The 23,224-nt window shown below is 61.0% G+C and carries 17 protein-coding genes and 1 pseudogene; 6 read left to right on the top strand and 12 right to left on the bottom strand.

The window, feature by feature from the left end; all coding sequences use genetic code 11:
- Positions 1 to 120 precede the first annotated feature (120 nt).
- Complete coding sequence (locus GSQ89_RS27810) at positions 121 to 1,854, bottom strand: amidohydrolase family protein (protein WP_256367354.1); 1,734 nt, start codon at positions 1,852 to 1,854, stop codon at positions 121 to 123.
- Positions 1,855 to 2,546: 692 nt separating this feature from the next.
- Between GSQ89_RS27810 and GSQ89_RS27805 the strand changes: the two are divergent.
- Positions 2,547 to 3,256 (top strand): annotated as a pseudogene (locus GSQ89_RS27805) (IS6 family transposase).
- 343 nt (positions 3,257 to 3,599) lie between these two features.
- On the opposite strand, the gene GSQ89_RS27800 reads toward GSQ89_RS27805, so the two are convergent.
- From GSQ89_RS27800 to GSQ89_RS27785, 4 genes are all read right to left on the bottom strand, one after another.
- Positions 3,600 to 4,007 carry a hypothetical protein gene (locus GSQ89_RS27800; RefSeq protein WP_158931383.1) on the bottom strand — a complete coding sequence of 136 codons (408 nt, stop codon included), beginning with the start codon at positions 4,005 to 4,007 and terminating at the stop codon, positions 3,600 to 3,602.
- Positions 4,008 to 4,299: 292 nt separating this feature from the next.
- Entirely contained in the window at positions 4,300 to 5,262 is a 963-nt protein-coding gene (locus GSQ89_RS27795) for a molybdopterin-binding oxidoreductase (protein WP_158931382.1), read from the bottom strand.
- A 1,030-nt stretch (positions 5,263 to 6,292) separates the two neighbouring features.
- Entirely contained in the window at positions 6,293 to 7,129 is an 837-nt protein-coding gene (locus tag GSQ89_RS27790; protein WP_158931381.1) for a Crp/Fnr family transcriptional regulator, read from the bottom strand.
- Between the two features lie 384 nt (positions 7,130 to 7,513).
- The gene (locus tag GSQ89_RS27785) at positions 7,514 to 8,236 is read right to left on the bottom strand and encodes a BTAD domain-containing putative transcriptional regulator (protein WP_158931380.1); all 723 of its coding nucleotides are present in this window, start codon (positions 8,234 to 8,236) and stop codon (positions 7,514 to 7,516) included.
- 547 nt (positions 8,237 to 8,783) lie between these two features.
- On the opposite strand from GSQ89_RS27785, the gene GSQ89_RS27780 reads away from it, so the two are divergent.
- The 5 genes from GSQ89_RS27780 (at position 8,784) to GSQ89_RS27760 (ending at position 11,505) form a co-directional block, all read left to right on the top strand.
- Positions 8,784 to 8,987 (top strand): hypothetical protein, encoded by a 204-nt coding sequence (locus GSQ89_RS27780; protein ID WP_158931379.1) that lies wholly within the window; start codon positions 8,784 to 8,786, stop codon positions 8,985 to 8,987.
- Between the two features lie 218 nt (positions 8,988 to 9,205).
- Positions 9,206 to 10,369, top strand: coding sequence for a DUF692 family multinuclear iron-containing protein (locus tag GSQ89_RS27775; RefSeq protein ID WP_371734299.1), 1,164 nt, complete (start codon positions 9,206 to 9,208; stop codon positions 10,367 to 10,369).
- 189 nt (positions 10,370 to 10,558) lie between these two features.
- Entirely contained in the window at positions 10,559 to 10,702 is a 144-nt protein-coding gene (locus tag GSQ89_RS27770) for a hypothetical protein (RefSeq protein WP_158931377.1), read from the top strand.
- Between the two features lie 64 nt (positions 10,703 to 10,766).
- The gene (locus GSQ89_RS27765) at positions 10,767 to 10,997 is read left to right on the top strand and encodes a hypothetical protein (RefSeq protein ID WP_158931376.1); all 231 of its coding nucleotides are present in this window, start codon (positions 10,767 to 10,769) and stop codon (positions 10,995 to 10,997) included.
- 64 nt (positions 10,998 to 11,061) lie between these two features.
- Complete coding sequence (locus tag GSQ89_RS27760; protein ID WP_216856438.1) at positions 11,062 to 11,505, top strand: hypothetical protein; 444 nt, start codon at positions 11,062 to 11,064, stop codon at positions 11,503 to 11,505.
- 57 nt (positions 11,506 to 11,562) lie between these two features.
- On the opposite strand, the gene GSQ89_RS27755 is transcribed toward GSQ89_RS27760, so the two are convergent.
- From GSQ89_RS27755 to GSQ89_RS27725, 7 genes are all read right to left on the bottom strand, one after another.
- Positions 11,563 to 13,677 carry a peptidase domain-containing ABC transporter gene (locus GSQ89_RS27755; protein ID WP_158931375.1) on the bottom strand — a complete coding sequence of 705 codons (2,115 nt, stop codon included), beginning with the start codon at positions 13,675 to 13,677 and terminating at the stop codon, positions 11,563 to 11,565.
- A gap of 19 nt (positions 13,678 to 13,696) precedes the next feature.
- Positions 13,697 to 14,959, bottom strand: a complete 1,263-nt coding sequence (locus GSQ89_RS27750) for an HlyD family secretion protein (RefSeq protein ID WP_158931374.1) — start codon at positions 14,957 to 14,959, stop codon at positions 13,697 to 13,699.
- A 116-nt stretch (positions 14,960 to 15,075) separates the two neighbouring features.
- Positions 15,076 to 17,553 (bottom strand): ABC transporter permease, encoded by a 2,478-nt coding sequence (locus tag GSQ89_RS27745; protein WP_158931373.1) that lies wholly within the window; start codon positions 17,551 to 17,553, stop codon positions 15,076 to 15,078.
- Positions 17,554 to 17,580: 27 nt separating this feature from the next.
- Complete coding sequence (locus tag GSQ89_RS27740; protein ID WP_216856437.1) at positions 17,581 to 18,267, bottom strand: ABC transporter ATP-binding protein; 687 nt, start codon at positions 18,265 to 18,267, stop codon at positions 17,581 to 17,583.
- Between the two features lie 22 nt (positions 18,268 to 18,289).
- Positions 18,290 to 19,444, bottom strand: a complete 1,155-nt coding sequence (locus GSQ89_RS27735; protein ID WP_158931372.1) for an efflux RND transporter periplasmic adaptor subunit — start codon at positions 19,442 to 19,444, stop codon at positions 18,290 to 18,292.
- A gap of 128 nt (positions 19,445 to 19,572) precedes the next feature.
- Entirely contained in the window at positions 19,573 to 21,105 is a 1,533-nt protein-coding gene (locus GSQ89_RS27730; protein ID WP_158931371.1) for a tetratricopeptide repeat protein, read from the bottom strand.
- Positions 21,106 to 21,440: 335 nt separating this feature from the next.
- Entirely contained in the window at positions 21,441 to 22,679 is a 1,239-nt protein-coding gene (locus GSQ89_RS27725; RefSeq protein ID WP_158931370.1) for a hypothetical protein, read from the bottom strand.
- Between the last annotated feature and the right edge of the window lie 545 nt (positions 22,680 to 23,224).

Raw genomic sequence — 23,224 nt, 5'->3', positions numbered from 1 at the left:
CCGGTTTAGACGCCACGCGACAGATGGGCTCGAGGGCCCGGACAGAACTCGTCCAACCGCCCAACGGCTCGGTCAACCGAACCACCCACAAGATTCCGCACGGAGTTGCGAGCGACCAGGTCAGTTCCGGTGGGCGTGATACCAACTGTTGCGCAGGACCCGACCGGGCAGGGCGCCAGTGTGCTCACCGTCTTCCAGCAACACCTGGCCATTGACGATCGTGTAGTGCACGCCCTCGGCCTCTTCCTTGATCCGCCAGCCCCCGGCCGGGAAGTCATGCACGACCGTTTCCTTTCCGGCCCGCACTGTGGCTGGGTCGAAGATCACGACGTCGGCCGCTAGACCAGGGCGCAGCATGCCGCGGTCGTGGATACCGAACGCCGAGGCGGATTCGAAGGTCAGTTTACGTACTGCCTGTTCCAGCGTCAGCACGTTGCGCTCGCGCACCCACTCGCCGAGTAGTCTTGTCGTATAGCCGTAGCCGCCGTGGAACTGCACATGCGCACCACCGTCGCCCAATCCCACCAACGCATTCGGATAGGTGAGAATGCGCGTCATCGCCTCGTCATCGATGTTGTTCTCAGCTTGCAGGAATCGAGTCTCTAGGTTTTCTTCTACCACCAGATCCAGGAACGCATCGATCACGCGCTTGCCCTGCATCTTGGCAATTTCGCCGATGCTCTTAAACTGCAGCGACCGGTTCTTCTCCAATGTCGGTTCGTTTACCCACATGTAGTCCCACCAGGTCCTCGAGAAGCCCACGGCCTGGACCGGTACTGAACGTTCCACTGCCTCGGCGTGCAGCTTGTCACGCACTTCGGGATCGGCGTACGCGCGCAGTTTTTCTTCGTCGGTGGCGAGCAGGATTGGATGCCAGGTCGGCAATCCGCGGAACACCTGACAGTTGCGCATGGTGAAGTCCTGCGTCACCCGGTTCGGGCTGCACATCGGATAGGCTCGGATTCCCCTGGCCACGGTCTCATCGACCCGCGCAATATGTTGCATCCATTTATCCGGTGAGCGCACGGTCTGACTCAGGCTGTTGTAGACGACCATCCGTCCGGTCGCTTCGGCCAGGCGGGCCATCATGCCGTCTTTCAACTCCTGATCCACTCCGCCGCCGACCTGGATGGTGCCGGTGGACAGTTCCCGCAACACGTCGCCGAGGGCGAAGACTTCGTCCTCACTCGCCCACAGCGCGGGGATCGGCACGCCTTGCGGATCGAAGTGACCTCTTTGGCGGGACAGCGACAGACCAAGGGCACCGGCGATCATGCCATCGCGCACGACGTCCTGCATTGCCTTAATTTCGTCAGTCGTAGCCTCGCGTTTCTGACACTCGTCTCCCATGACGTAATAGCGCACGGGGGTATGCCCGATCAGCGTGCCGGTGTTGACGCCGAGACGTTTGTCGAGCTTGTCCATGTATTGCGGCACGGTTTCCCAGTCCATGTCGATCGTGGTCAGCACGTCCATTGGGATTGCTTCGACATAGGAGAGGAACTCCGCCGTACGGTGCTTCCCGGCGCTCCGCACCGGGGCGAGCGCCAGCGAACAGTTGCCGAAGATCACCGAAGTGGCTCCGTGCTGCGGCGAAAAGGTGCAGAGTGGATCCCAGGTCACTTGTCCATCGTAATGAGCGTGATTGTCGATGAAACCAGGCGCCACCGCGCGCCCATCAGCGCTCACCGTGCGCGTCGCCGGGCCGTCAAGTTTGCCGATTTCGACGATCTTGCCATCTTTGGTGCCGATATCGCCACGGTACGCCGGCATTCCGGAACCATCGACAATAAGGCCGTCCTTAATCAACAGATCATATGCCATTGATCGCCCTCCCATTGCGGGGCCGCCCATCGCGACCCTGTCGCGTGTTCTATGTCTTCGCGAACTCCGCCGCGTATTGCAAATCCTTAACCCGGCGCGAGTTGTTGTCAATCGTCGGTATGTCTGCTCTGAGCACGGCAGAGGCGTGCAAAGGCCGGCTTCTCCTATGATTACTTATTCAATACTAAATAACCGCCGTTGAGTTGGTGCACTATCGCGGTCGAAAGAGGATGATGGGGTGGGTTCCGTCAGCGCTCACGCCACGATGCCTGTTCGGTTGGGCCCGATCCGGGATAGGACCGAGGCGAGGAGGATTGGCTAGGTGGGATGCGTTGGGTGTGGCTCCCCGGCTGCTTCGGAACGGAGCCAGCGCACGGGTCAGGGTTGCCCCCGATTCCACTGTCGGGCCTGTGGCAAGCAGTTCAACGGGTGCTGTCAGCGCCCGCCCTCCCCGGCGGCCTATACTGACATAGTGGGCAACCAGCTAGACCCGAGTGGCATGAGCGCTGACAGAACCCATCTGTCGAGCCAACCGGGATAGGGCGCTTGCACTGCTTGCCGATCGGAACGGATAGCTTTGGGTTGGGGGCAGTTATGCGGAAAGCGCGACTGCGCAACGAATTCATACGGTTGTTCGATGGGAGCGATTCTGTTGCAGCTTTTAGCCGAGAGCGGGGCGCGGTAGAAGCCGTGCCATGGCGAAACGGCGACAAGCGACCCAGGTGCGGCAGGATCAATCCTTCAGGGATCGGCAGTTCACCGCTGAGGTGATCTTGTGAGCGCTCCGATGGTATCTGATGTTTCCCATCAGCTACCGCGATCTCGAACTCATGCTGCTGGACCGCGGCGTCGGGGTGGACCACACCACCATCTTCCGCTGGACACAGGCTTATGCGGCCGAGCTGGACAAGCGAATCCGCCCCCACCTGCGCATGAGCAATGGCTCCTGGCGGGTGGACGAGACCTATGTGAAGGTCAAAGGCCGGTGGATGTATCTGTATCGCGCCGTCGACAGCCGTGGCCAGACCATCAACTTCCTGCCATCGGCCAAGCGTGACCCTGAAGCGGCGAAACGTTTCTTCCGCAAGGCGTTGGCGCAGTCGCACACGGTGAACCCGAGGACCATCACGGTGGACAAGAATGCGGCTTATCCGAAGGCGGCCGCGGAGATGAAGAAGGACAGCGAACTCTGGCGCTGGTCTCGGCTGCGACAGGTGAAATATCTGAACAATATCGTCGAGCAAGACCACCGGAACGTCAAACGACTGGCCTGTCCGGGGCTTGGCTTCGGCAGCTTCTGGACGGCGAGACGAACGCTGGCAGGCTACGAGACGATGGCAATGATCAGGAAGGGGCAAGTTCGGAACATCGGTGGCAACGACATCAAGGCCAGGCGCGGTTCATAGCAATGCTGTTCGAGGTCGCTGCCTGATAGCAAAGTCGATCCCCTCTGGTGGATCCCTCGCAGCCTGGGAATAACGCTGCAACAGAACCAATATGGGCGCATCCCTCCCGCTTACGCCGGAGCTCAGCGGGCAAGCCGGGACCGAGCTCTAGGCTGGCGCCCCGAGCTGCGATCCGTCCTCGCCCGAGTCGCAACACAGCGCACAGCCGCTTCGCGGTGTCTTGGCTGCCGCTGTCACGACGGGCTACCAGCAACGCCGATGACATTGAGGGATATGATCCCAGTCCGAGACGCGAATGGCGCACGACCGTATCCCCTTTGGCAAGCCAACTGGGGTGCGCTGATTCAAGGGGCTCCAAATTCTGCATCGTCAGCCAACAGTGGCTGGGTGCAATTCAGTCCCCGCGGCTTCGAGAGACCTCTGGATCAGGCCAGCCATGAAGTCGTGGGCTTTGTCCTCTGATAGCTTCCACAGTCCGGCAATCGTTGCGCATGTCGGACTGTGGAATACCAGCAACGCTTCGGGTGATCGGTTCGGGTCCATCCCATAGGTGACCCATTCCAGCCTAATGGAGGCGGCATCGCTTGGGCGGCCCTTCGAATTCACCTGAATGAGGTCGCCAATTAGTCGCGTAACCAGCTCCTGCGGCGACGGCACGCCCTGCCGCTCGGCGATCGTGCGAACCGCATTCCAGGACATCGGCGTGAAGTGGATGGCCGGATTTCCGTCCGCGACGGTCGGCCACAAAATCTGCAACGCATCCGAGGTCGGCTTCATTTCGTGATCCACCTATGACTTGCATCTGCGTCGTAACCACGTCGCAGCGTGCGCAGTCACCAGGGAATGCTCGGCACCTTTTGGCGAAAACTCTGGGCAGCTTTTGGCGATAATTCTCCCCCAGGATATTCTCCGAAATAATTCCTAGCCTCTCCGATCGGTCACCGCGATGATGCGATCCTGTCATCGTTGCGCCAGTACGTAGAGGAGGTTTGCGGTGCGCGCCGCCTAAGGTGGATAATGTGAAATCGCCCGCGCGCGAGAATTCAAGACTTTTGCACCACGTGATGCATCAAATTGCATGCGCCGCCGTGACGTTGATGATTTCCAGGCTTGTCAGGTTCGAAACATAGCGGCCGCCAGCGACGTCTCCAGGGACGACAATCCGCATCGCACCGTCACTACCGCCAGACCCTAATTGGCCCTTCTGGTCGGCATAGGCGACGATGTCCTGTTGGTTGCCGAACGCAGGGTCGATTTCCCCCAGAGAGAACACCGCGCGATACCCATCGCTGCCCGTGGCAACAACGGCAAAATTCAGCAGGTCGTTCTTGATGGATGGGTCGGTCAGCAGCCCGGCATCTTGGATGAGGTTCCATAACGAGACACCCGTGTAAGTGTCAGTCACCGACCCGGCCCCGGAGAGGTATGTCGCTGTCTCGGTCAAGGTCTGACTGGTGAGTCGGCTCAACGTCTCGGGCGTGATGATGGTCGGGTCGGCGACTGCGCCGGATAGTGTCGCCGAGGCGGCAATCCCGCCCGCTCCGGTGGGAGCGGGTTCAGGCAGCGAGCCGACCTTCAGGCTGACGAGATCGGACACATAGCGCCCGCCTGCTTTATCGTCAGGAACGACAATACGGCTGAGGCCGTCAGACCCATATGGACCGAGTTGGCCCGCTGTGTCGGATGACGCTACCAAAACTGGCTGGTTGCCAAATTGCGGGTCGATCTCGCCCAGGGAGTAGACGGCAGTGTAGCCATCCGATCCGGTCGCAACGACGTATTTGCTGAGAATGTCATTTTTGGTGGAAGTCGTTGTCACGCCTCCGGCGGTGTTAAGCAGGTTCCATAGTGTGGTTCCACTATAAGTGTCGCGCACTGGCACGCCGGCAGCGGTATAGGTCACGGATTCCGTGGTGACGGGCGTTAGGTCGGGGAGATTGTAAAAGCCTGGATCTGCGATGTCGCCGCCGAGGTAAATCGGGGCGAAGGAATATCCGTATTGGGCAAGCAGGCCGCTGAAGGATTGTTCCACGCTGTAGAGAGAGGCGAGCCAGGTGGCTCCGCTTACAGGGCGTGTCATGCTGGATCCCCCCTTGATCGCTTCGATGTATGTAAGTGGATACAACGATGTTAAACGAGGCGGCAACCTATGCCAGCCTAAACTTGCCGTGTGATCCCGCTTGGCCCGTTCGATTGAACAATGCAGAGCTGTTTTCTGGGGCGCAAGATCAAGATTGCCAAAATGCTGCTGATCATCTATAAATCAATGAGTTATGGTTTCCAGAGTGTTGATTTCCGTTGAGATCTGACCCGGCGAGGCCGGATTTTTCCACTGAGAATTGACCCATGTTTGAACGCTCTCCCGTCTGGACCAGGCGGGGGTGACCGGAGTGTTGGACATGGCATTTTTGAGCATTATCCGCCGGTGGCATAAGCGCGAGCATGTGCCGATCCGGGAGATTTCCCGGCGGCTTGGCGTGTCGCGGAACATCATCTGCAAGTGGCCGCCCCCGCAGGTAGCCCGCCACCAGGCGCGGGTTCGTCGCAACCTCTCTCACTCAGTCGTTTCCGGCCTGTCTACGCAATCGGCGATTGCTCACATCCCATCGGGCGGCGCATCGTCCTAGGAGGCCCCGGTATGAGCAGGTTTTTGCTGGCTGCGATGCCACGTCACATCAGGCAGACGGATGCTGCGTCGCATGTCGTCGCATCACGTGGAGTAGATGCACGCGAGCCTCGAATGCGCTCATCATGCACGTTGCGGCCTCGTGGAACTCCCGACAGGAGAGGTATGCCGGCACGACAATTCTATTCGTTGGCGGGGTAAAGCCCGTCATCCCTACGAAACGCGCACCTCCGCAATGGAAGTTTGCGACAGAACCTTTCCTCGAGTTGACGGGAACTGATCGGATACGCCAAATATCAGCGGACCGCCCATAGGATCACCTCCCGCTCGAATTGGCTGCTCTTGAACGCGATCATCGCTTGCTTACCCACCGAAATCACTGTCGGCAAACCTGCAACAGGCGGTTCAGTCGGCCAACTTTGCGACAGAGCCCGTGTCAGTGCGCGGTGTAGTCGCTGAACATCGCCGACAACGCGTCAACGTCGATCGAAGCGACCGTTCCGGCTGACATTCGAATCCATCCCGCGTCGCGCCACAGGGCAAGGTGCTTGTTCACCATTTCGCGACTCATGCCGGCCATCACACCTAGTTCGCTCTGTGAGAGCCGCAGCGGCAGGCTGGTACCGTTGCCGGGCGCGGAGCCCGGAAGACGCGTCACCTCAAGGAGTGCCTTCGCCAGCCTTATCGGGGCGGTCCGTGCCCGACTGTCCGACAGTCGCTCGACAGCGGCCTGACGCCGTTCGTCAGCCAGGCGCAGGATCGCTAGCAACCCCTCGGGGTTGCGATCGAACACCTGGCGAAACCGCATTGCGTCGATCATCAGCAGTCGGCTGGCCGACAAGGCAGTCGTATCCGCATCATGCACACGCGTCCGCAGGACTGTGGTTTCTCCTACGCAGCGACAAGTGCTCACGATTTCCATGAAGACTTCGCTACCATCGGCCAGCGTCGTCGACAGCTTTAGAAAGCCCTCAAGCACAAAAATTACATGTGCAACCGGATCGCCCTGATAACAGATTACTTCATGAGGTTTCACGATACGAATTTTTGACGATCGCAACAGCGCAGCCCTGTCCTGTTCCGATAACGAAGCCAGTGCTGTGTGCGCGGCGAAGAGCCGCCGTACCGCGGCGTCGGCGCACGGGCCGGTTTCGACCGGGGCCGAGATGGGGCGTGGCAGGATCGCTGGGCGATATGTAAGCGCCGGGTCGATCTCCCTGCTCAGGACCGGGAACCCCCAACGATCCACTGACGACGCATTCAGGACAGTCATGCAGAGTCCCTCTCGTTCCTGTGGAATCCACGTATCGAATGAAAACGGGTATTACGGATGGGGCGTCAGTCGAGCGTCATCATCTGGTAAAAATCCAGCGCGGCGGTCAAAACCGATTTCACACAACGGGCTTTTTCGTTCACGCTGCCAGCCTGCGACCAATCTGGTGCCGGTCCAGGCCAGGGTCACGCAGGCTGGATGTTGAGCCGAGCGAGATCACGGTCAACTCACGCAGACCGGCGGATTAGGCGACTATGTCGGCGGTTATTCGGTCACCGGTATGGTTGGCCGGCTTCTTGTCCAGGGACTGCCGCGACGGCAGGATGGCAATCCGTGGCGGTCCGCTGCGCCGTCATCGCGGTTGGCGACGACGCCTATCCCGTTTCAAATGTCACGAATGCGGCGAATCAACGCTTCGGTTTTCGCGGCAGGGGCAACGTCCAGGTTGCGCCGCAAAAGCACCTTGGCCTCGACATAAATCCGTATCGCGTCGACCCGTTGGCCGGCGTCGGCGTAACCTTGAATCAGGCGTCGGTGCACGTCTTCGCGCAGCGGGTCGATCGCCAGCATCCTTTCCGCAATGGCGACGCGTTCGCCGTCACGACCGCTCCTGGTGTTGTCCGCCAGATTACCCAGCGCTTCGAGCATGTTGGCCTCCAATACGCGTCGCATTCCGATCAGAAAATCGTCGAATCCGGCGGAAATGGTTGGAAAGCCGTGCAATAGAGGACCGGCATAAACCTGCGAGAGTTCTTGCCACGATGCTTCAATGCCACGATTGAACAACGCACGCAGTTCGTTCACGTCACACGCGATGCGTCCCGGGGACATCGAAATCGCGCCGTCCTTGGTCGCAATGACGTCCTCGCCGCGAAACGCATCGCGCCGCAGCAGATAAAGCTCCTGCTTCAGGCTATTACGTGCTTGTTGTTCACCCCGATCAGGCCACAACATCTCGCCGACGATTTCACGCCTGACAGGACGACCTGCCTGTAAAACGAGAAAAGCCACGAGTGCCTGCGCTTTGGATGGCAATAGTACGGGATCCGCGCCACCGACCCGAAGCGCAAAGCCTCCGAGAAGTTTGAGATACGCGAAATTTGTCAACAGTCTTGCCCCCAACACTGTGTCGACGTCGTGTAGTGTCCGGTGGGACGTGTCAGTCGACCGTGATTGCGAAGAGTATTGTGGACGCCGAACGTGAATTACGCCGTGTTAGATCGGTGTGATCCGCACGTGAGCAAGAAGGATTCACGTTGATCCAACCGTACTCTACCAGTTTTTGTTTTCAGGGGGTGATTCACGCCTTCCGGCTTTCAGCCTCCGGCGATCGCGTGTCCACATCATCTCTTCCCGGCGAACCGGGACGGAACATGCTGGCAAGGTCACATGAACAGCGGTCGCGAAATACCAAGCCTCACAAAACGGTGATCGCTATTCTTGGCATGCGACGTCGCCCATCGGCCTCACGATCGAGGGCAGCACAGTCGCCATCCCGGGCCAGTGCTTGCGGGCGGCTCACTCTGAATTCGCCGTGATTGTGATCTGCTTCATAGTATGCATTCCGATGGTCCGTTACTGCGCTCTCACGGCCCAGCGCTCAGCCGGCTCCCGGACCTCGCTGTCGCGCCGCGATCAGAAAAGGACCTTCATCATGAAGAACCAGAACAACCCCCAGTCACCAGAAACCAATTCACCGGCTGTCACCGACCTGACCGAAGACCAGACCAATCAGGTCGCTGGCGGTGTATCGATGCTTTCCACCACAGCGTTCGTTGGTTGCCGCGCCTGCACCTCAGGCGTGCTATCGGCATTTGCGAACCTCGCCGCGGTCGTCAATCCGGCACCGGAAATCTGATCGCCGTAGTCAGACCAGATCGATCGGTAATCGTCATGAGACCCTCGCGCAAGGTGGCCGCCTCGGCAGGCTACGGTGTCGGCGTTGTATGGTGGCCTGAACTTGATACGCTCTGCACGCGCTGCGAGGGTCTTGTGCATGTGCTTGAATTAGAGCCCGAGACTTTCTGGGTTCCTCATCGTGGGCAGTGCCAAGGATTCACGTCATCACTTCCCGGGTTGATCAATCATCGTTCGCAGCCAAAACTGCTGCACGGCGTCGGCGCCCCGTTTGGCGGGGGCGTGCAGCAATCGGCGGCTCATCGAGCGGCGCTTGGCCGCGATATCGCCGCGTTGCAGCCAGCCTGGATCAGCGATCATCTCAGCTTCAACCAGTTCGCTCCGATGAACGGCAGCACGCAAACCCTCGCGACCGGGTTCTTCCTGCCGCCCGCGCAATGTCCGGACGGCGTTACCCAGGCGGCAGCTCAGATACGTCATCGTCGCGCGACAACCGGCGTGGGTGTAGCTTTCGAAACCCCGGTCAGCTATCTGCCGCCCCGACCGACCGAAATGTCCGATGGCGATTTCGCGGCGCAGGTCGCCGAAGCCGCCGACTGCGGTATCGTGCTCGATCTGCACAATCTGCTGTGCAACGAACGCAACGGCCGTCAGTCAGTGGAAAATTTCTGCGCGGCTATCCCGCTGCACCGTGTCTGGGAAATTCATGTCGCCGGCGGCGAAGCCCAACGCGGCTTCTGGCTAGATGCGCATTCCGGCCTCGTCGAGCCGAACCTGATGGCGATCCTGGCGGAAATCGTTCCCCATTTGCCGTCGCTGGGCGCCATCATATTTGAAATTCAACCCGATCGCGTGGCGTCAACGGGCCTGCCCGCGATCGGCAAAATGCTGGAGCGTCTCAACCGGATTTGGGAAACGGCGGTGCGGTCGGCTGCTGTCGTAACGGACAACCCCGCATGTACCCGAACCGTCGATCCGGTCACCCCATCACTGTGGGAGCACGCGCTGGGTGCTGCCCTGACCGGAACGGAACCACCTGCATATCCGCCAGAATTGGCAAACTGGTTTCATTCGGCCGAACCGGCACTGGAGCTGTACCGGTATCTCGCCCAGGAAGGTCGCGCCAGCGCTTTGGTGGACACCGCGCCGCGCACGATCCGGTCGCTTCTGACCAACATGGGTGAAGCGCGCACGCGTGACGTGTTGGGACAATTCTGGCGTGTCGCGACACCGGCCTACACGTCCAGCGAAGAAGCCCTGGCATTTCTGGATTTTCTGTCGGCCGGTGGTTTCGCCGAACCCCGGCTGGATGCCGACATTGCCAGTGATCGCAGCCGGCTGATGCACTGGGGCGAGGAAGAGGCTCGGATGCCCTTCGCGTAAATATACGGGCCCATCACGGCCCGCATGCGACAAGCCAGCACGGCTCTGGCTTCACGAGGTGGTGGTTGGGCCGGATCTCTAAATACCAGCCTCCATGATCAGGCCGGCATGGCCTGATCTTGATGGCTCGTTCGGTTGATCCTGCGCCGAACGGACTGCTTCGCGTCCAACCCGAAAGGAAACCCGATCATGGAACGACAAACCAACGATAAGGCCCCTGCCCCGGCTTCGCCAGCCCCGGCAGAACTGAGCGTGGCACAGCTTGAGCTCATCTCCGGCGGCCTCAACCCGCAACCGCTGCCACCGCGGGTCGAACCAGAGATGCGCTTCTGATCATGACCGACCCGGATCGTATTCCGGGCCGAACTCGTAACCAATATCGGAACAGGAGATACGCATGAAACGATCCATCGCCAACTCGACACTGCCGGCCCCTGTGTCACTGACACCGGAACAACTGGCTGCCGTCGCCTCCGACACCAGCACCATGCTGGGTGCCGGCGGCGGACTCTTGCTCACAATCTATGGCGGTTACCCCGTGGGACCGATCATCGATCGGGTCGCGGTGACAAATGCCACCCAGGTCAACGTTGCATCGGTCGCCACCCAGTCCGCCGCGATCGTGTGATATCCTCGGCGCCGGCATGCACATCACAGGCATGCCGGCGCTTCCCGGGAAAGGGGAGCATTCCATGACCGACGAAACCATGCTGTGCCCCAGCGCCCAGCCCGACCAGCCAGACGCCCGCGTATTCGGTGTGCAGACGGCCACGGCGGACCAGAAGCGCCGGGTCGCCTACCTCACCAAGTCACTCCCGGTGACCCCGGATATCCTCGCCCTGTCCGGCCAGGCTGCCGCAGCGGAAGTCCTCCGCATCGCCGCCCCGTGCATGCGCGGCGGCTGCACGCACTACCAAGGCGGCGGCTGCACACTCGGCCAGCGCGTAGCCCAGATGCTGGATCCAGTCGTCGGTTCGCTGCCGCGCTGCGCCATCCGTCCGGACTGCCGATGGTTTCGTGAGCAAGGACCTAGCGCCTGCGTCCGCTGCCCGCAGATCGTCACCAATGCCCGCGAAGGCAGTGATGTGCGGCCCGAGGTCGCTTTCGCCAACGGAATCGCGCCGTCGCCACAATAACGACCGCGGGTCCGCCGATGGGCAGACCGGCGTCAGGCCAAAACAATCCAGCGGCTTTCAGGCCGCCGCCCGCGCGATCAGAATCGTCTCCCGCAGGCCATCCTCAGCGAAGTGCAGCACTCGATCGGCGCTGGCCAGGGTCTGCGGACGATGAGCGATGCTGACCCGTGTCAGCCCCAGGCCACGCACCGCCGCGTTCACCTGTTCTTCCATCCGCACGTCCAGATGCGACGTGCCTTCGTCAATGAACAGCAGCTTCGGCCGGCGATACAGCGCACGTGCCAGCAGGATGCGCTGTTTCTGGCCACCTGACAGCGCGCTGCCCATATCGCCGATCAGCGTGTTGTAGGCCATCGGCATGCGCATGATCTCGTCATGGATTCCGGCCAGTTCCGCGCAGTCGCGCATGTGCGGCAGATCGGACGCCTGGTCGAAACAGCAGATATTGTCGGCGATCGATCCCGACAACAGCTGATCGTCCTGCATGACGACACCGATTTGCTCGCGAAATGCCCGCGGCCCCAGGACCGGCAGCGGCAATCCGTCCATCAGCACCGCACCGGCGGTGGGCTGCACCAGACCAACGAGAATCTTCAGCAGCGTGGTCTTGCCGCAGCCGGATGCGCCGGCGATCGCCACATGCTCACCCGGCGCGATGCTAAAGCTGACGTCCTGCAACACGAACGGCTCGTCTACGGAATAGCGGAATGACAGACCTCGCACCTCGATCGCCCCAAGCAACGGACGTGCATAACCGGCTGGCTGGTCAAGTCCGGCTTCGGGTTCGGTCAGTGCGATATCGGCAAGCCGTTCCAGATGCAGCCGCAGCATGCGCAGTTCGATCGCCTTGTCCAGCAGGCGGCCGGCCTTCTCGGCGAACTGGGTCTTGTAGGCAACGAAGGCAAACAGCATGCCCACGCTGATCCGTCCGTCGAGCGCGGCCAGGCCGCCCAGGCACACCACGGCAATGTTCTCCAGCCCGAACAGCACGTCGTTCGCCGCCTTGAAACCGGCCTGCAAACGCGCCACGCCGGTTTCGGCATTCACCCTATCAACCCGGCGATTGGCCCAGATCGCCTCGCGCTGCGCCTCGCAGCCGAACATCTTGATCGTCTGCTCCGCTCGAACAGTTTCGACCAATACAGACGTCTCCCGCGCCCGGTTTTCGATCAGATCGAGGAAGCGCCGCCGCAGCGCCGGAAACAGCCCGATGCGCAGCGCGGTGTAAACCCCAAGCGCCAGCAGAACGATGCCGGCCAGCGACGGCGCGTAGGCCAGCATCATCGCCAAGGTCAGCACCGTCATCGACCCGTCCACCAGCGCGGTTGTGACGCCCTCGGCCAGGATCGAGCGGACATTGTCGGCCGAACCGAACCGCGAGACCAGATCGCCGACATGGCGTTTCTCGAAATAGTTGAACGGTAGCCGTATGAGATGTTGGAACAGGCCGACGCCGATCCGTACCGAGATCACGCTTTGCACGAATTGCACAACGAAGGCGCGCAACGCCGTGGCGCCGGCGTTCAGCACCGCCAGCAGGCCAAAGCCGATCGCCAGTGCCAGCAGCAGGCGGGGATCGCCCTTGCCGACGGCGTCGTCGACCACAAGCTGCATGAAGAACGGGCTGGCCAGGACATAGAGTTGCAGCAGCAATGACAGGGTCAGGATCTGAGCCAACGATCCGCCGAAACCGCGCAGCGACCCCAGCAGATGGCGCAGGCGCAGCACGGCCCTGGCGTCTGCCTGGCGAAAGTGGTGCGTCGGGGTCAGTTCCATTGCGACGCCGGTGAAGCGACGGCCGGCCTCGGCGGGTCCGATCCGCCGCTCGCCGCGCGCAGGGTCATGCACGACCAGGCTGCCGTTCCGCCTGATCGCGACCAGCACGACGAAATGGTCCATGTCCCAGTGCAGCACCGCCGGCAGCGCCAGCATGCCCAACTGCTCGGCTTCCAGCCGCAGCGCCCGGGCCGTCAGGTCCATGCGCGCGGCCAGCGCCATCAACCCGCGCATCGTCAGGCCGCTGAGAGAGGTGGGATGGCGCCGCCGCAACGTGCCAAGGTCGACGTCGTGGCCGTGATAGCCCAGCACCATCGCCAGGCAAGTCAGGCCGCATTCCGCGGCCTCGCTTTGGCGGATGTCGGGAACCGTCCGGCGGCCGAGAAGATTACGCATCGCGATCCCCCTGTTGCGCTTAAAATCGGCCGCGGGCGCTGAGCACCGGGTCCAACAGCCATTGGACGAAGCTGCGGCGGTCGAAAATGATGTTGGCGTGCAACTGCATGTCGGCTTGCAGCGGTATGCGGCGTTGGTAGGCGCCGATGGTTTGTGCGTGCAGGGTCGCGGTGACCCGATATGATGGCTCGCTGGGCGGCTGCATCACGGCGCTGAGTTGCTCCGGACGCAGCAGCGTATGGGCGACGCTGGTGATCGTGCCCTCTTGCGCACCGAACCGCTCGAACGGGAACGCATCCAGGGCCAGCCGCACCGTCTGGCCGGGCGCGATGAAGCCGATCGCCCGTTCGGGGACGAACAGCACCGCTTGTAGATCCTCGCCTTCCGGCACGATCGACAGCAACGGCTGGGTCGGGTCGGCCGGGTTGCCGGCGGTCGCCTGCACCGCCGACACCCGCCCCGCCGCGGGTGCGACCACAAGATAAGCATGCTGCCCCTCGGCATCGGCCAGACGCGTATCGATCTGCGCTGCTTCGGTGCGCAGCGAAGCCATCCGAGCGGCGGTGTGCGCGGGCAGTTCGCTCAGGGCGTAGCGCAGTTCGACCAGTTCGCCCTGTTTTGCTGCCAACTGCTGGCTCAGGCCGCTGAACGCCTGGGCCTGACTGATTCTGGCATCCTCGCGCCGGCGCTGCTCGACCGCCGAGACGAAGCCCTGGGTGGCGAGGTCGCGCGACACCGCGGCCTGTTCCTCGGCGAGTTTGGTACGCTCGCGCTGGGCCGCAATCTGCGCGTCCAGCGCGTCGCATTCCTGTGCCAGCCGGACGATACGTTCCCGCAGACGATCTGCCTCGGAGCGCGCCGTGTCCTGTTCCAGGGACACCTGGCGCAGCTGCAAATCGCGCTGCCTGATCAGCGACTGGCGAACCGTTTCGTCGAGGTCAGCACCGCCGGCCGCTGTCCGCTGGGTCTGCACGCTCAGCAGAGGGTCGCCGGCCTTGACGATATCGCCCTCCGCCACGGCAACCGAGGTGATGGTGCCGGTGCGCGGCGCCAGTACCCGCACCACGCCGTGCAGCGGGGCGAGATACCCGGTGACGGCAGCCTTGCGCGCATAGCTTTGGGTGGCGACAAAGCCGAACAGGGCGGCGACCGCGACAATCAGCGCAGCCGTCAGTACCGCGAACGAAACCGGCGGGCGCAACGGCGCGCCGGATGCCGTCCGCAAGCCATGACACTCGACAGCCTGCGGCCGGAACAGGGGGCGCACGACTGTCTCTGGCATGGCATCGTCTCCCGATGAGCGGCTTGGATGCGGGGAACCCTAGACGCACGGCTTCCCCTGCGCTGTGAGGTGCGTCACAGCGCAGAGGAACTTGACCGTGACTGTGACTGCGGTGGTTATTCGTATCGCAACGCGGTAACGGGACGCGACCGGGCGACTTGGACCGCGTGAAAACCGGTGGTGGCGATCGCGATGGTGAAAGCCCCCAGCCCTGCGATCAGGAACGGTTCAAGTCCAAGGTCGATCCGGTAGGCGAACCCGTCCAGCCAGTTGCGCATGAAGTACCAGGCGATCGGCCAGCCAAGCAGGTTGGCCACCAGCACCGGTTTGGTGAATTCCTTGATCAACAGCCAGACGACATCGATCGTGGAAGCGCCGAGGGCCTTGCGAATGCCGATCTCCTTGGTGCGGCGTTCCGCGGTGTAGGCCGAGAGCCCAATCAGGCCCAGGCAGCCGATCGCCACCGCGAACCCGGCGAAGGTGGCGAACATCCAGCCCTCACGGGTGACGTCCAGGTACAGGCCGGCGATGCGGTCGTCGAGGAAGACGCGGTTCATCGGTCGTTCCGGCACGAACTCCAGCCACACGGCATCAAGCCGGCGCAATGTTTCACCGAGATTCGCATTCGACAGCTTAACATTTAGAACATTGAACATTTCGGGATCGATGATGAAGAGGCTCGCGGGCACCGGATTACGTACCGAACCGAGCGGAAAATCCGGGACCACGCCGATCACGCGATGACGGCGTTCGGGGAACCCCGGGTCGGTGCTTTGGATTTCCTGTCCGATCGCCGCGGCCGGGTCGGTGAAGCCCAGCGCCCGCATCGCGGTCTCGTTGATGATCACGCTGCTGAGGCGGGATTTGTTCTGGGCTGACAACTTGTCTTCGGTGAACTCGCGAGAGAAGTCGCGGCCGGCGAGAAGCGGTACATGGTACAGATTGAAGTAGCCAAAATCGATCGGCAAGACGTTGAATGCTGTTGCTGGCAGATCGATCTTGTCGGGGCGGGCGAACTCCAGATTGAACGACTGGGTCAGCAAGGGAACAACGAACGTCGCGGCGATGGACTGGACGCCGGGCACGGCGGCCATCTGCGTGCGCAACGCTTCGACGGGTCCGGTTTCCCGACGGTCGAGACCATCCGGCGTTGACTGTTGCGGCATTCCAGTCAGGTCGACTGTCAGTATCAGGTCTTTCTCGAAGCGCAACGCCTTTGTCGTGGCAAACGTGATCTGACGATAAATCACCGTGGTGGCAATCAGCAGGGCGATCGTCACGGTGAACTGGAACACAACAAGGGCGAGGCGCAGTTTGCCGCCACCGATCAGGGAGCCAGCACCGGCCTTCAGGACCTGCGCCGGCCGGAAGCGTGACAGGATCACGGCCGGATAAACGCCCGCGGCGACACCGAGCGCCACGGCCGTCACGACCGGAACGATGACCAACTGTGGATGGCGCAGGACGTCGAATGTGATCTGCCGATCGAGGAAGGCGTTCAGCGTGGGCAGGAACAGCAACGCCAGGCAGACGCCCAGGACCATGGCGGCCAGTGAATACCCCAGCGACTCGCCCATGAATTGCAGCATTAACTGGCTGCGCACCGCACCGAGACCTTTGCGTACCCCGACCTCGACGGCTCGGCGGGTCGCGCGTGCGGTCACAAGGTTGACGAAATTGATCCCCGCCAGCAGCAGGATGAGCAATCCGGTCGCGGTGACGGCATATAACGTCTGCACCCGCGTGTTGGGCTCATTGGTGTCCGAATTGAACGGATGCAGGTGGGCGTCGGCCAAGGATTTCAGTTGCGCCGAGGCAAACATCGCCTCCCCTTCATCGCCGCTTGCGTAGTGTGCCAACGCGAAGGTGTGGAGACGGCCAGCCAGTGCATCCGATGACGTGCCGGGGCGGAGCCGCAGGTAGGTCGACACCGTAATGTTCAGCGCGGCCATCACCTGCGGCGCGGCGTCCAGCATGGCCAGCTTGCCATAGCTGGTCTTGCCCGATGCCAGGGCGACGAATTTGATCGACGAATTCGACGGCAGATCTTCGGCGATGCCGGTGACACGGATGGGGTGGATCTGGTTGATGTCCAACATCTGTCCGATACAGTCGATGGTGCCGAAATATTTCTGTGCCAGCGTTCGGGTGAGCACGATCGTGTCCGGTTCGGCCAAGGCGGTGGCGGCATCGCCACGCAGCAGGGGATATCCCAGCACTGTCAGGAAGTCGGCATCGACCCAGTCTACCGCCTCCGCTGCGCTGACCTGGCCGTGCCGCACGCCGACGCTTTGCTTGCCGTCACGCGCGATCGTTGCGATTTCCGGAAAGTCGAGCTTCAGCTCCGTGGCCATCCGGTCCGGGGTCGATGCCCAGGTGACCGGCCGCTGCCCGGATTCGGCGATCGTGAGTTGAACGCGGTAGACATCCTGGCAGCGGGAGAGAAATTGGTTATAGGACAGCTCATCGCGCACGAAGAGCCAGATCAGGATAACCACGGCCAAGCCAAGACCGAGCCCGATGACGTTGAGCAGGGCGAAGAAGCGATCGTGCAGGGCGTTGCGCCAGGCGGCGGCGAGGCAGTTGCGGAACATGATATTTCCCCCGGATCGGCGCTACGTTCAGGCGGCGAGCTTGTGGATCTTGGGCACGACCTGACCGTCGAGCAGTTCAAGCGTGCGTTCGGCATAGGCGGCATGGGCGTGGCTATGGGTCACCATGACGACGGTGGTTCCGGCCTTGGCGATCTCGGTCAGCATGCCCATAACGGCGTCGCCATTGGCGGTGTCGAGATTGCCTGTCGGTTCGTCCGCCAGGATCAGCTTCGGTGCCGCGACGAGTGCACGGGCGACCGCGACGCGCTGCTGCTGGCCGCCTGACAGTTGCTGCGGCAGATGGCGCGCACGATGCGGCAGCCCAACACGTTCCAGCGCGTCCGCGATACGGCGCTTGCGTTCGGCTGAACCGACACCACGATAGATCAGTGCAACCTCGACATTTTCGGCAACACTCAGTTCGTCGATCAGATTAAAGCTTTGGAACACGAAACCAATATTGGCTCGGCGCAGCAGCGTCAGCTTGCGTTCCGAGGCGCGGGCGATCTCTTCGCCCAGGAAGAAGAACTGACCGTCGGTGGGGTTGTCGAGCAGGCCCAGGATGTTCAGCAGGCTGGACTTGCCGCAGCCGGATGGTCCCATAACGGCGAGGAACTCGCCCTGGCCGATTTCCAGGCTGACCTGGTTCAGGGCCAAGGTTTCGACTTCGCTGGTGCGATACCGCTTTGTCAGATTGACGAGCTTCAGCATCATTGTCGGTGACTCCTGTTCTGGATCAGAAAACCAACCGGTCGATACGATCGAGACCGGTGTAGTCGGATGTGATGACACGGTCGCCCGGCTGCAGCCCGCCGAGTACTTCCACGGATTGTGTGGTGCGGCGTCCGAGCTTCACGGGCCGGCGTATAGCAGTGGAACCATCGGAATCGACCACGAACACCCAGGCACCGCCGGAGGCTTCCAGGAACGGGCCGGCGGGCAGCACGGTGGTCGCGGCGTCCTCACCCAGTTCGAGCTTGCCCTGAACGGCCTGGCCACGCCTCAGATCGGCCGGGGCCGCGCCTTCCCATGCCAGGTCGATCTCAAATTTTCCATCCTTGACCTGCGGATAGACTTTCGTAACGGTCAGAATACTGGGGACGCCGTCGATAGTGGCATCAACGTGCTGCCCGGGTTTGACGCGAGCCAGGTAGAATTCGTCGACCTGGATTGTCACCTTGAAACCGGCGTCGCGATCGATCTGACCGAAATGCTGGCCGCGGGTTTTCTGTTCCCCGACATGTGCGTCGAGCGCTGTCAGGACACCGTCCGCGGGTGCGCGCACGGTAAGCGTATCAAGCTGCGCCTTGGCGGCAGCGAGATTGGCGTCAAGACGCGCCGCCGTCTTCTGGATCAGGTCGCTGCTTTGCTTGATCACCGCGGCGTCGCGCGCCAAGGCCTTGGTGGAAATCTCGACAAGCCGTTGCTCGTAGTTGAACTCATCAGCCGATTGGTCGAGCTTTTCACGTGAAGTGAAGCCGATCTCGGCCAATGGACGACGCCGGGCGACCTCCCGGCCCAGGCGCACAACGTTGTATTGCGCCGCGGCTACCGCCCTTTCATCGTTGGTTTGGGTCAGCTCGAAGGAGAGTTGCAGGGAATGCTGGCTGTTCATCTGAGCGATGACCTGCGTTTCGCGGGCGATCGCATCCAGTTCGAGCTGTGGATCGGACAGCCGGATCAGGCGCTGACCTGCGACGACGTGTTGGCCGGGTTCCGCGAGAACCTCTTCAACCCGGCCGCCCTGGACTGCGTCGAGCACGATGCTGACCAGCGGCAAGACACGCCCGCGCAAAGGAATGAAATCGTGGAACGGCGCCGTCGATACGGTTGAGATCGTGATTCGGGAGGCGTCCACCCGAAACGTGCGTTCAGCCGGGTTCAGCTTCATCCAGGCGACCGCCGACAGGATGGCGACCGATACGATCCCGCCAATCAACATCGGCCGGCTCACCCGTCGGCGGGCGACCGGGCGATCCATGGTGGTAAAAATGGTCGTCGTGCTGGCGATATCCATGGCTATGCGGCTTCCTTGAAGTGCTCGGCCATGCTGAGGTCACGCTGGTGAAGGTCCTGCCGGTCGATTGCCTGATAGATCGCTGCTCGGTTCTCGTAATGATTTGGATTCTGTGAGTCGCGTGCGATCACCTCATCCATGTCTGCCAGCGCCTGCTCATACGCGCCATTGTTGTAGTGCAGCACGGCGCGATTGACGCGCATGGCGACCGAGTCGTCGGTCATTGCAATGGCCCGGTCGTATTCCGCGAGCGCCGCGTCGGTCTGACCCAATTCGGCGAAAATTTCCGCCCGAGCGGCGTGTAACTCCGGCTGATCCGGGGTCAATTCAAGGCAGATGCCGGAACACGTCAGCGCATCCTGCCATTCCTCTCGGCGAGCATGGCAGGTCGCCTTCCGGAGATAGACGCCGGGATAGGGCGGGCTGTATTCCAGCGCCTGTGTGTACTGGTCTATGGCGTCGGCATCGCGGCCGAGCTGTTCGAGAATGGATCCGCTCTCGGCATGGTATTCCGCATAGAAAGGGTCCATGGCGATTGCCGCCCGGTAACATTCGAGCGCTTCTTCCAGTTGTCCAAGCATGACATGAACCTGTGCCATGTTGTACTGGAGAACGGAGCGGTGGAGCAGGTGCCGGCTTTCACCGAGATCGTGCGTGACCGATTCGTAGGCCAACCGGCACAGATCGAATGCTTCCTGGTGGCGCTTCTGACGTATCCTGAGAAAAGCCAATCCGTTGTCGATGAACGCCTTCAGAAAGGCGTGTTCACCTGCCGTCGGGTGGTCGTCCAGTGTGCGGAGATAGTCTTTGGCCAGCAAAAGACAGTGCTCGGCGCTTTCCGTATCCTTCGCGTCGAGATAACGAAGGTGATGCATTGCGAATATATAGTTTATATTGGCAAGCAAATGAGGCTCTGTTATATACTGATCGGTCAGAGCCCTGACGGTTCGCAGTGCCTGCTCGCCGTCACCGGACGCGACGAGGCAACTGTTGATCTCACTGACACTGTTCATGCGTTTGGATTGGTCGCCATCGACGAGCAGATCGAAATGCGGCAGGATCGTGGGCAGCAGGCTTTTAGCCTCGTGATAGTAGCCGCGACGGTTATAGACGGCCAGCACCCGAAGTGCGAGTTGCGCGGCCGCGAAGCTATTCTGCCTGTCGCGGTAATACTGCAACAAACGCGGGAAATGGAGTTCAAGAACCGTGTCGTCGCTGGCAGCGATAACCTCGGCCGTGGCCGCGTCGATCGGGGGGGACGTAATCACAGAAAGTTGGACATCCCTGGGGATCGCCTTCATGTCCGGCGGAAAGGATGCCATGGCGGACGTATCGCGGTCAGTCTGAATCACGACGTCGATCCGAGAGTCCGATGCCGCGCGTCTCGCCAATTCCGCCAGGAACCGAACCGCCAGATGTTGCGCGTGATCAAAGTTCCGCACGACGATCAGCCACTGGCGTTGGTCGTCCGTTGCCTGTTTCCATTCCAGGACTATGCCGACTAGGCCATGAACCAGGCGATAGGCACGCTCCATCGGATAAAACCGCGTCCGCTCGATACCCGTCGCCGTATCCGTCAGGCAGAAATACCTGGGATAAATACGATCACGAAAGTGCGGCAGTGCCATGTATAGTTCGTAGTCATGCCGCGTGATGGTCGCCGTTTCACCGATCTCCAGCAGATCGAGATAGGCTGCCTCGATCAGATCGCTGATCCCTGCCCAGGTCCCGCCAGTCCCGAAATCGGCATCGATCTGGAAGACCCGCTCCGCGGGCTCCCATTGGGAATCGGCATGGGCGAGCGGCAGCAGCTGGAACATGTTGCCAGTCTGTCCGGCCGACAGAGACATGGCTGTGTCGTGTGGAGTGGTCATGGAGTTTCCCTGTTCTGCCATTGAGGTTTGAGCCACATGTACATCCCGGCGCCCAGCATGGAGAGAAGGATCGAGACATAAACGATCGTGTCACAGGCGACCCACACGGAGGCTGTTCGCTCGTTCAGCATCTGGATCGCGGATTCGAGATATCGCCACATCGTGGGCAGGAACACGACGAAGAGAACGATCATTGATAGGACCCTGCCAAATGCCCAGACCAAAGAGAAAGTCCGCAATATGGCCGGATTGTTGAATATTCGTGGTGGGCCCGCGTGACCAAATCTGCCGAAGGTAGCACGATGGAGGAGATGACGGAGGTAGGCGCGGGTATCCAGATCCAGGTCGGGGTAACTGAAGTAATTGCAAAGGACGAAGTAGATATCCGTCTTGACGAACACGTTGAACTGCCAGCCCATGGAGATCACCGTCTCCAGCACCATGACCTGAACCACCTGAACCACGAATGGATTGGCACCGGACCGCAGGAGGACATCGAGAAGGATGGTGAACAGCGAAAGGCAAAGAATATCGACAAGCAGTCCTGACAGCATCGGCAGGTAGCGCTGCGATTTCGGTAGCGCCAGGATCCCGGTCAGGTCTGACTCCGCGACAATTGTCCACATACGGGTGCCAATGCCGTAGCGGGATTTGATCCCTTGCCTTGCGGCGGCAAGCATATGGCCCAGTTCGTGGGCAACTGTCTGTATCAGTGACAGACCTAGCACGATGACGAGAAGCAGGGTTCTGTACGAGTCGGTGTATAGTGCGGTGGGGTTGATGCGCAGGGCTGGATTTGCCGCGGCATCTGCGAATGCATATAGGACGATCGCCAAGTAACAGGCCAGTACAGGCAGTGAAAATACCGCCTTGGCAAACTCAGGGGCGACATTGAAAGTCCTGCCCACAGCTTGTGCGGAAGCTTCCAACCGAGACGGTGTGGTTTGGTGTGGGCCTTCCTGATATATGAATCCAATGTCCATCAGTTGATCGACAAAGCCGTGAACATCGACCGCGTCGGCGGCATCACCGAAAAGCTGAGATTTGATCTCGGCCGGTGTATTGCCGGCCTGAAGCATCGTCAGGATATTCAACCCCTGTTCAGGAAATTGGTAGAAGTCCCCCAGGTCGGCATTTCCAACGATGTAGAGATCTCTTTCTTTCTGGATCGACAGTGGGATGACAGTACATCGCCTGTCAGGCGCCGCGATCGTGGAGGATTCGTCCGTTTGCATCGATAGGCTCCGGTTGTTCGGAGGATTGCAACCCGTGACGCTCTCGCCGTACTTCGCGCGGTCATATTCGAGTATCAGCGCGGGTCGATAACTCAGACTAAAGAAAGCAACGGCTTCCGCGCCATGGTTTCCCTTGGCACGGAAGCCGATTTGGTTAGGCCAGTGCGACGAGGCAGTAATGAGCAATGACGGTGATCGGCACGCGCGTGGTTTTGATCTGCTGCATCTTGGTGATGGAAATCGTCTTCATGGTCGTTCCTTTCATGATGGAGTTCGGTAGCAAGGTGAACTGAGTTGGTCTGGTAGGCCGGTTGGTCTATGACGCCGACGCTTCAGTGCTGACCTTCCCAGTCACCGATCAGAATTTAACAAACCTAATCGACCGTCGCTGTGATTTATCTCACAGGGGCGGTGGTGTATGGATCGGCAGGTTCTGTTGCAGCGTTTTTCCTAAGAGCCTGACCGGAAACGGTATCGGAATCAAATCTGGTAAGGGTTAAGTCTTTGTAGACGTTGACCGGTCTCGCAGGTTGCGATTCGCTGGC

The organism is Acidisphaera sp. S103 (genome assembly GCF_009765975.1).
Lineage (GTDB): Bacteria > Pseudomonadota > Alphaproteobacteria > Acetobacterales > Acetobacteraceae > Rhodopila.
This window is presented reverse-complemented; position numbering and strand designations above follow the sequence as displayed.

Coding starts and splice junctions, on each gene's coding strand:
- GSQ89_RS27810 (WP_256367354.1), bottom strand. CDS start 1,854: ATGGGCGGCCCCGCAATGGGAGGGCGATCAATGGCATATGATCTGTTG.
- GSQ89_RS27800 (WP_158931383.1), bottom strand. CDS start 4,007: ATGAAGCCGACCTCGGATGCGTTGCAGATTTTGTGGCCGACCGTCGCG.
- GSQ89_RS27790 (WP_158931381.1), bottom strand. CDS start 7,129: ATGACTGTCCTGAATGCGTCGTCAGTGGATCGTTGGGGGTTCCCGGTC.
- GSQ89_RS27780 (WP_158931379.1), top strand. CDS start 8,784: ATGAAGAACCAGAACAACCCCCAGTCACCAGAAACCAATTCACCGGCT.
- GSQ89_RS27770 (WP_158931377.1), top strand. CDS start 10,559: ATGGAACGACAAACCAACGATAAGGCCCCTGCCCCGGCTTCGCCAGCC.
- GSQ89_RS27765 (WP_158931376.1), top strand. CDS start 10,767: ATGAAACGATCCATCGCCAACTCGACACTGCCGGCCCCTGTGTCACTG.
- GSQ89_RS27760 (WP_216856438.1), top strand. CDS start 11,062: ATGACCGACGAAACCATGCTGTGCCCCAGCGCCCAGCCCGACCAGCCA.
- GSQ89_RS27755 (WP_158931375.1), bottom strand. CDS start 13,677: ATGCGTAATCTTCTCGGCCGCCGGACGGTTCCCGACATCCGCCAAAGC.
- GSQ89_RS27750 (WP_158931374.1), bottom strand. CDS start 14,959: ATGCCAGAGACAGTCGTGCGCCCCCTGTTCCGGCCGCAGGCTGTCGAG.
- GSQ89_RS27745 (WP_158931373.1), bottom strand. CDS start 17,553: ATGTTCCGCAACTGCCTCGCCGCCGCCTGGCGCAACGCCCTGCACGAT.
- GSQ89_RS27740 (WP_216856437.1), bottom strand. CDS start 18,267: ATGATGCTGAAGCTCGTCAATCTGACAAAGCGGTATCGCACCAGCGAA.
- GSQ89_RS27735 (WP_158931372.1), bottom strand. CDS start 19,444: ATGAAGCTGAACCCGGCTGAACGCACGTTTCGGGTGGACGCCTCCCGA.
- GSQ89_RS27730 (WP_158931371.1), bottom strand. CDS start 21,105: ATGGAGCGTGCCTATCGCCTGGTTCATGGCCTAGTCGGCATAGTCCTG.
- GSQ89_RS27725 (WP_158931370.1), bottom strand. CDS start 22,679: ATGCAAACGGACGAATCCTCCACGATCGCGGCGCCTGACAGGCGATGT.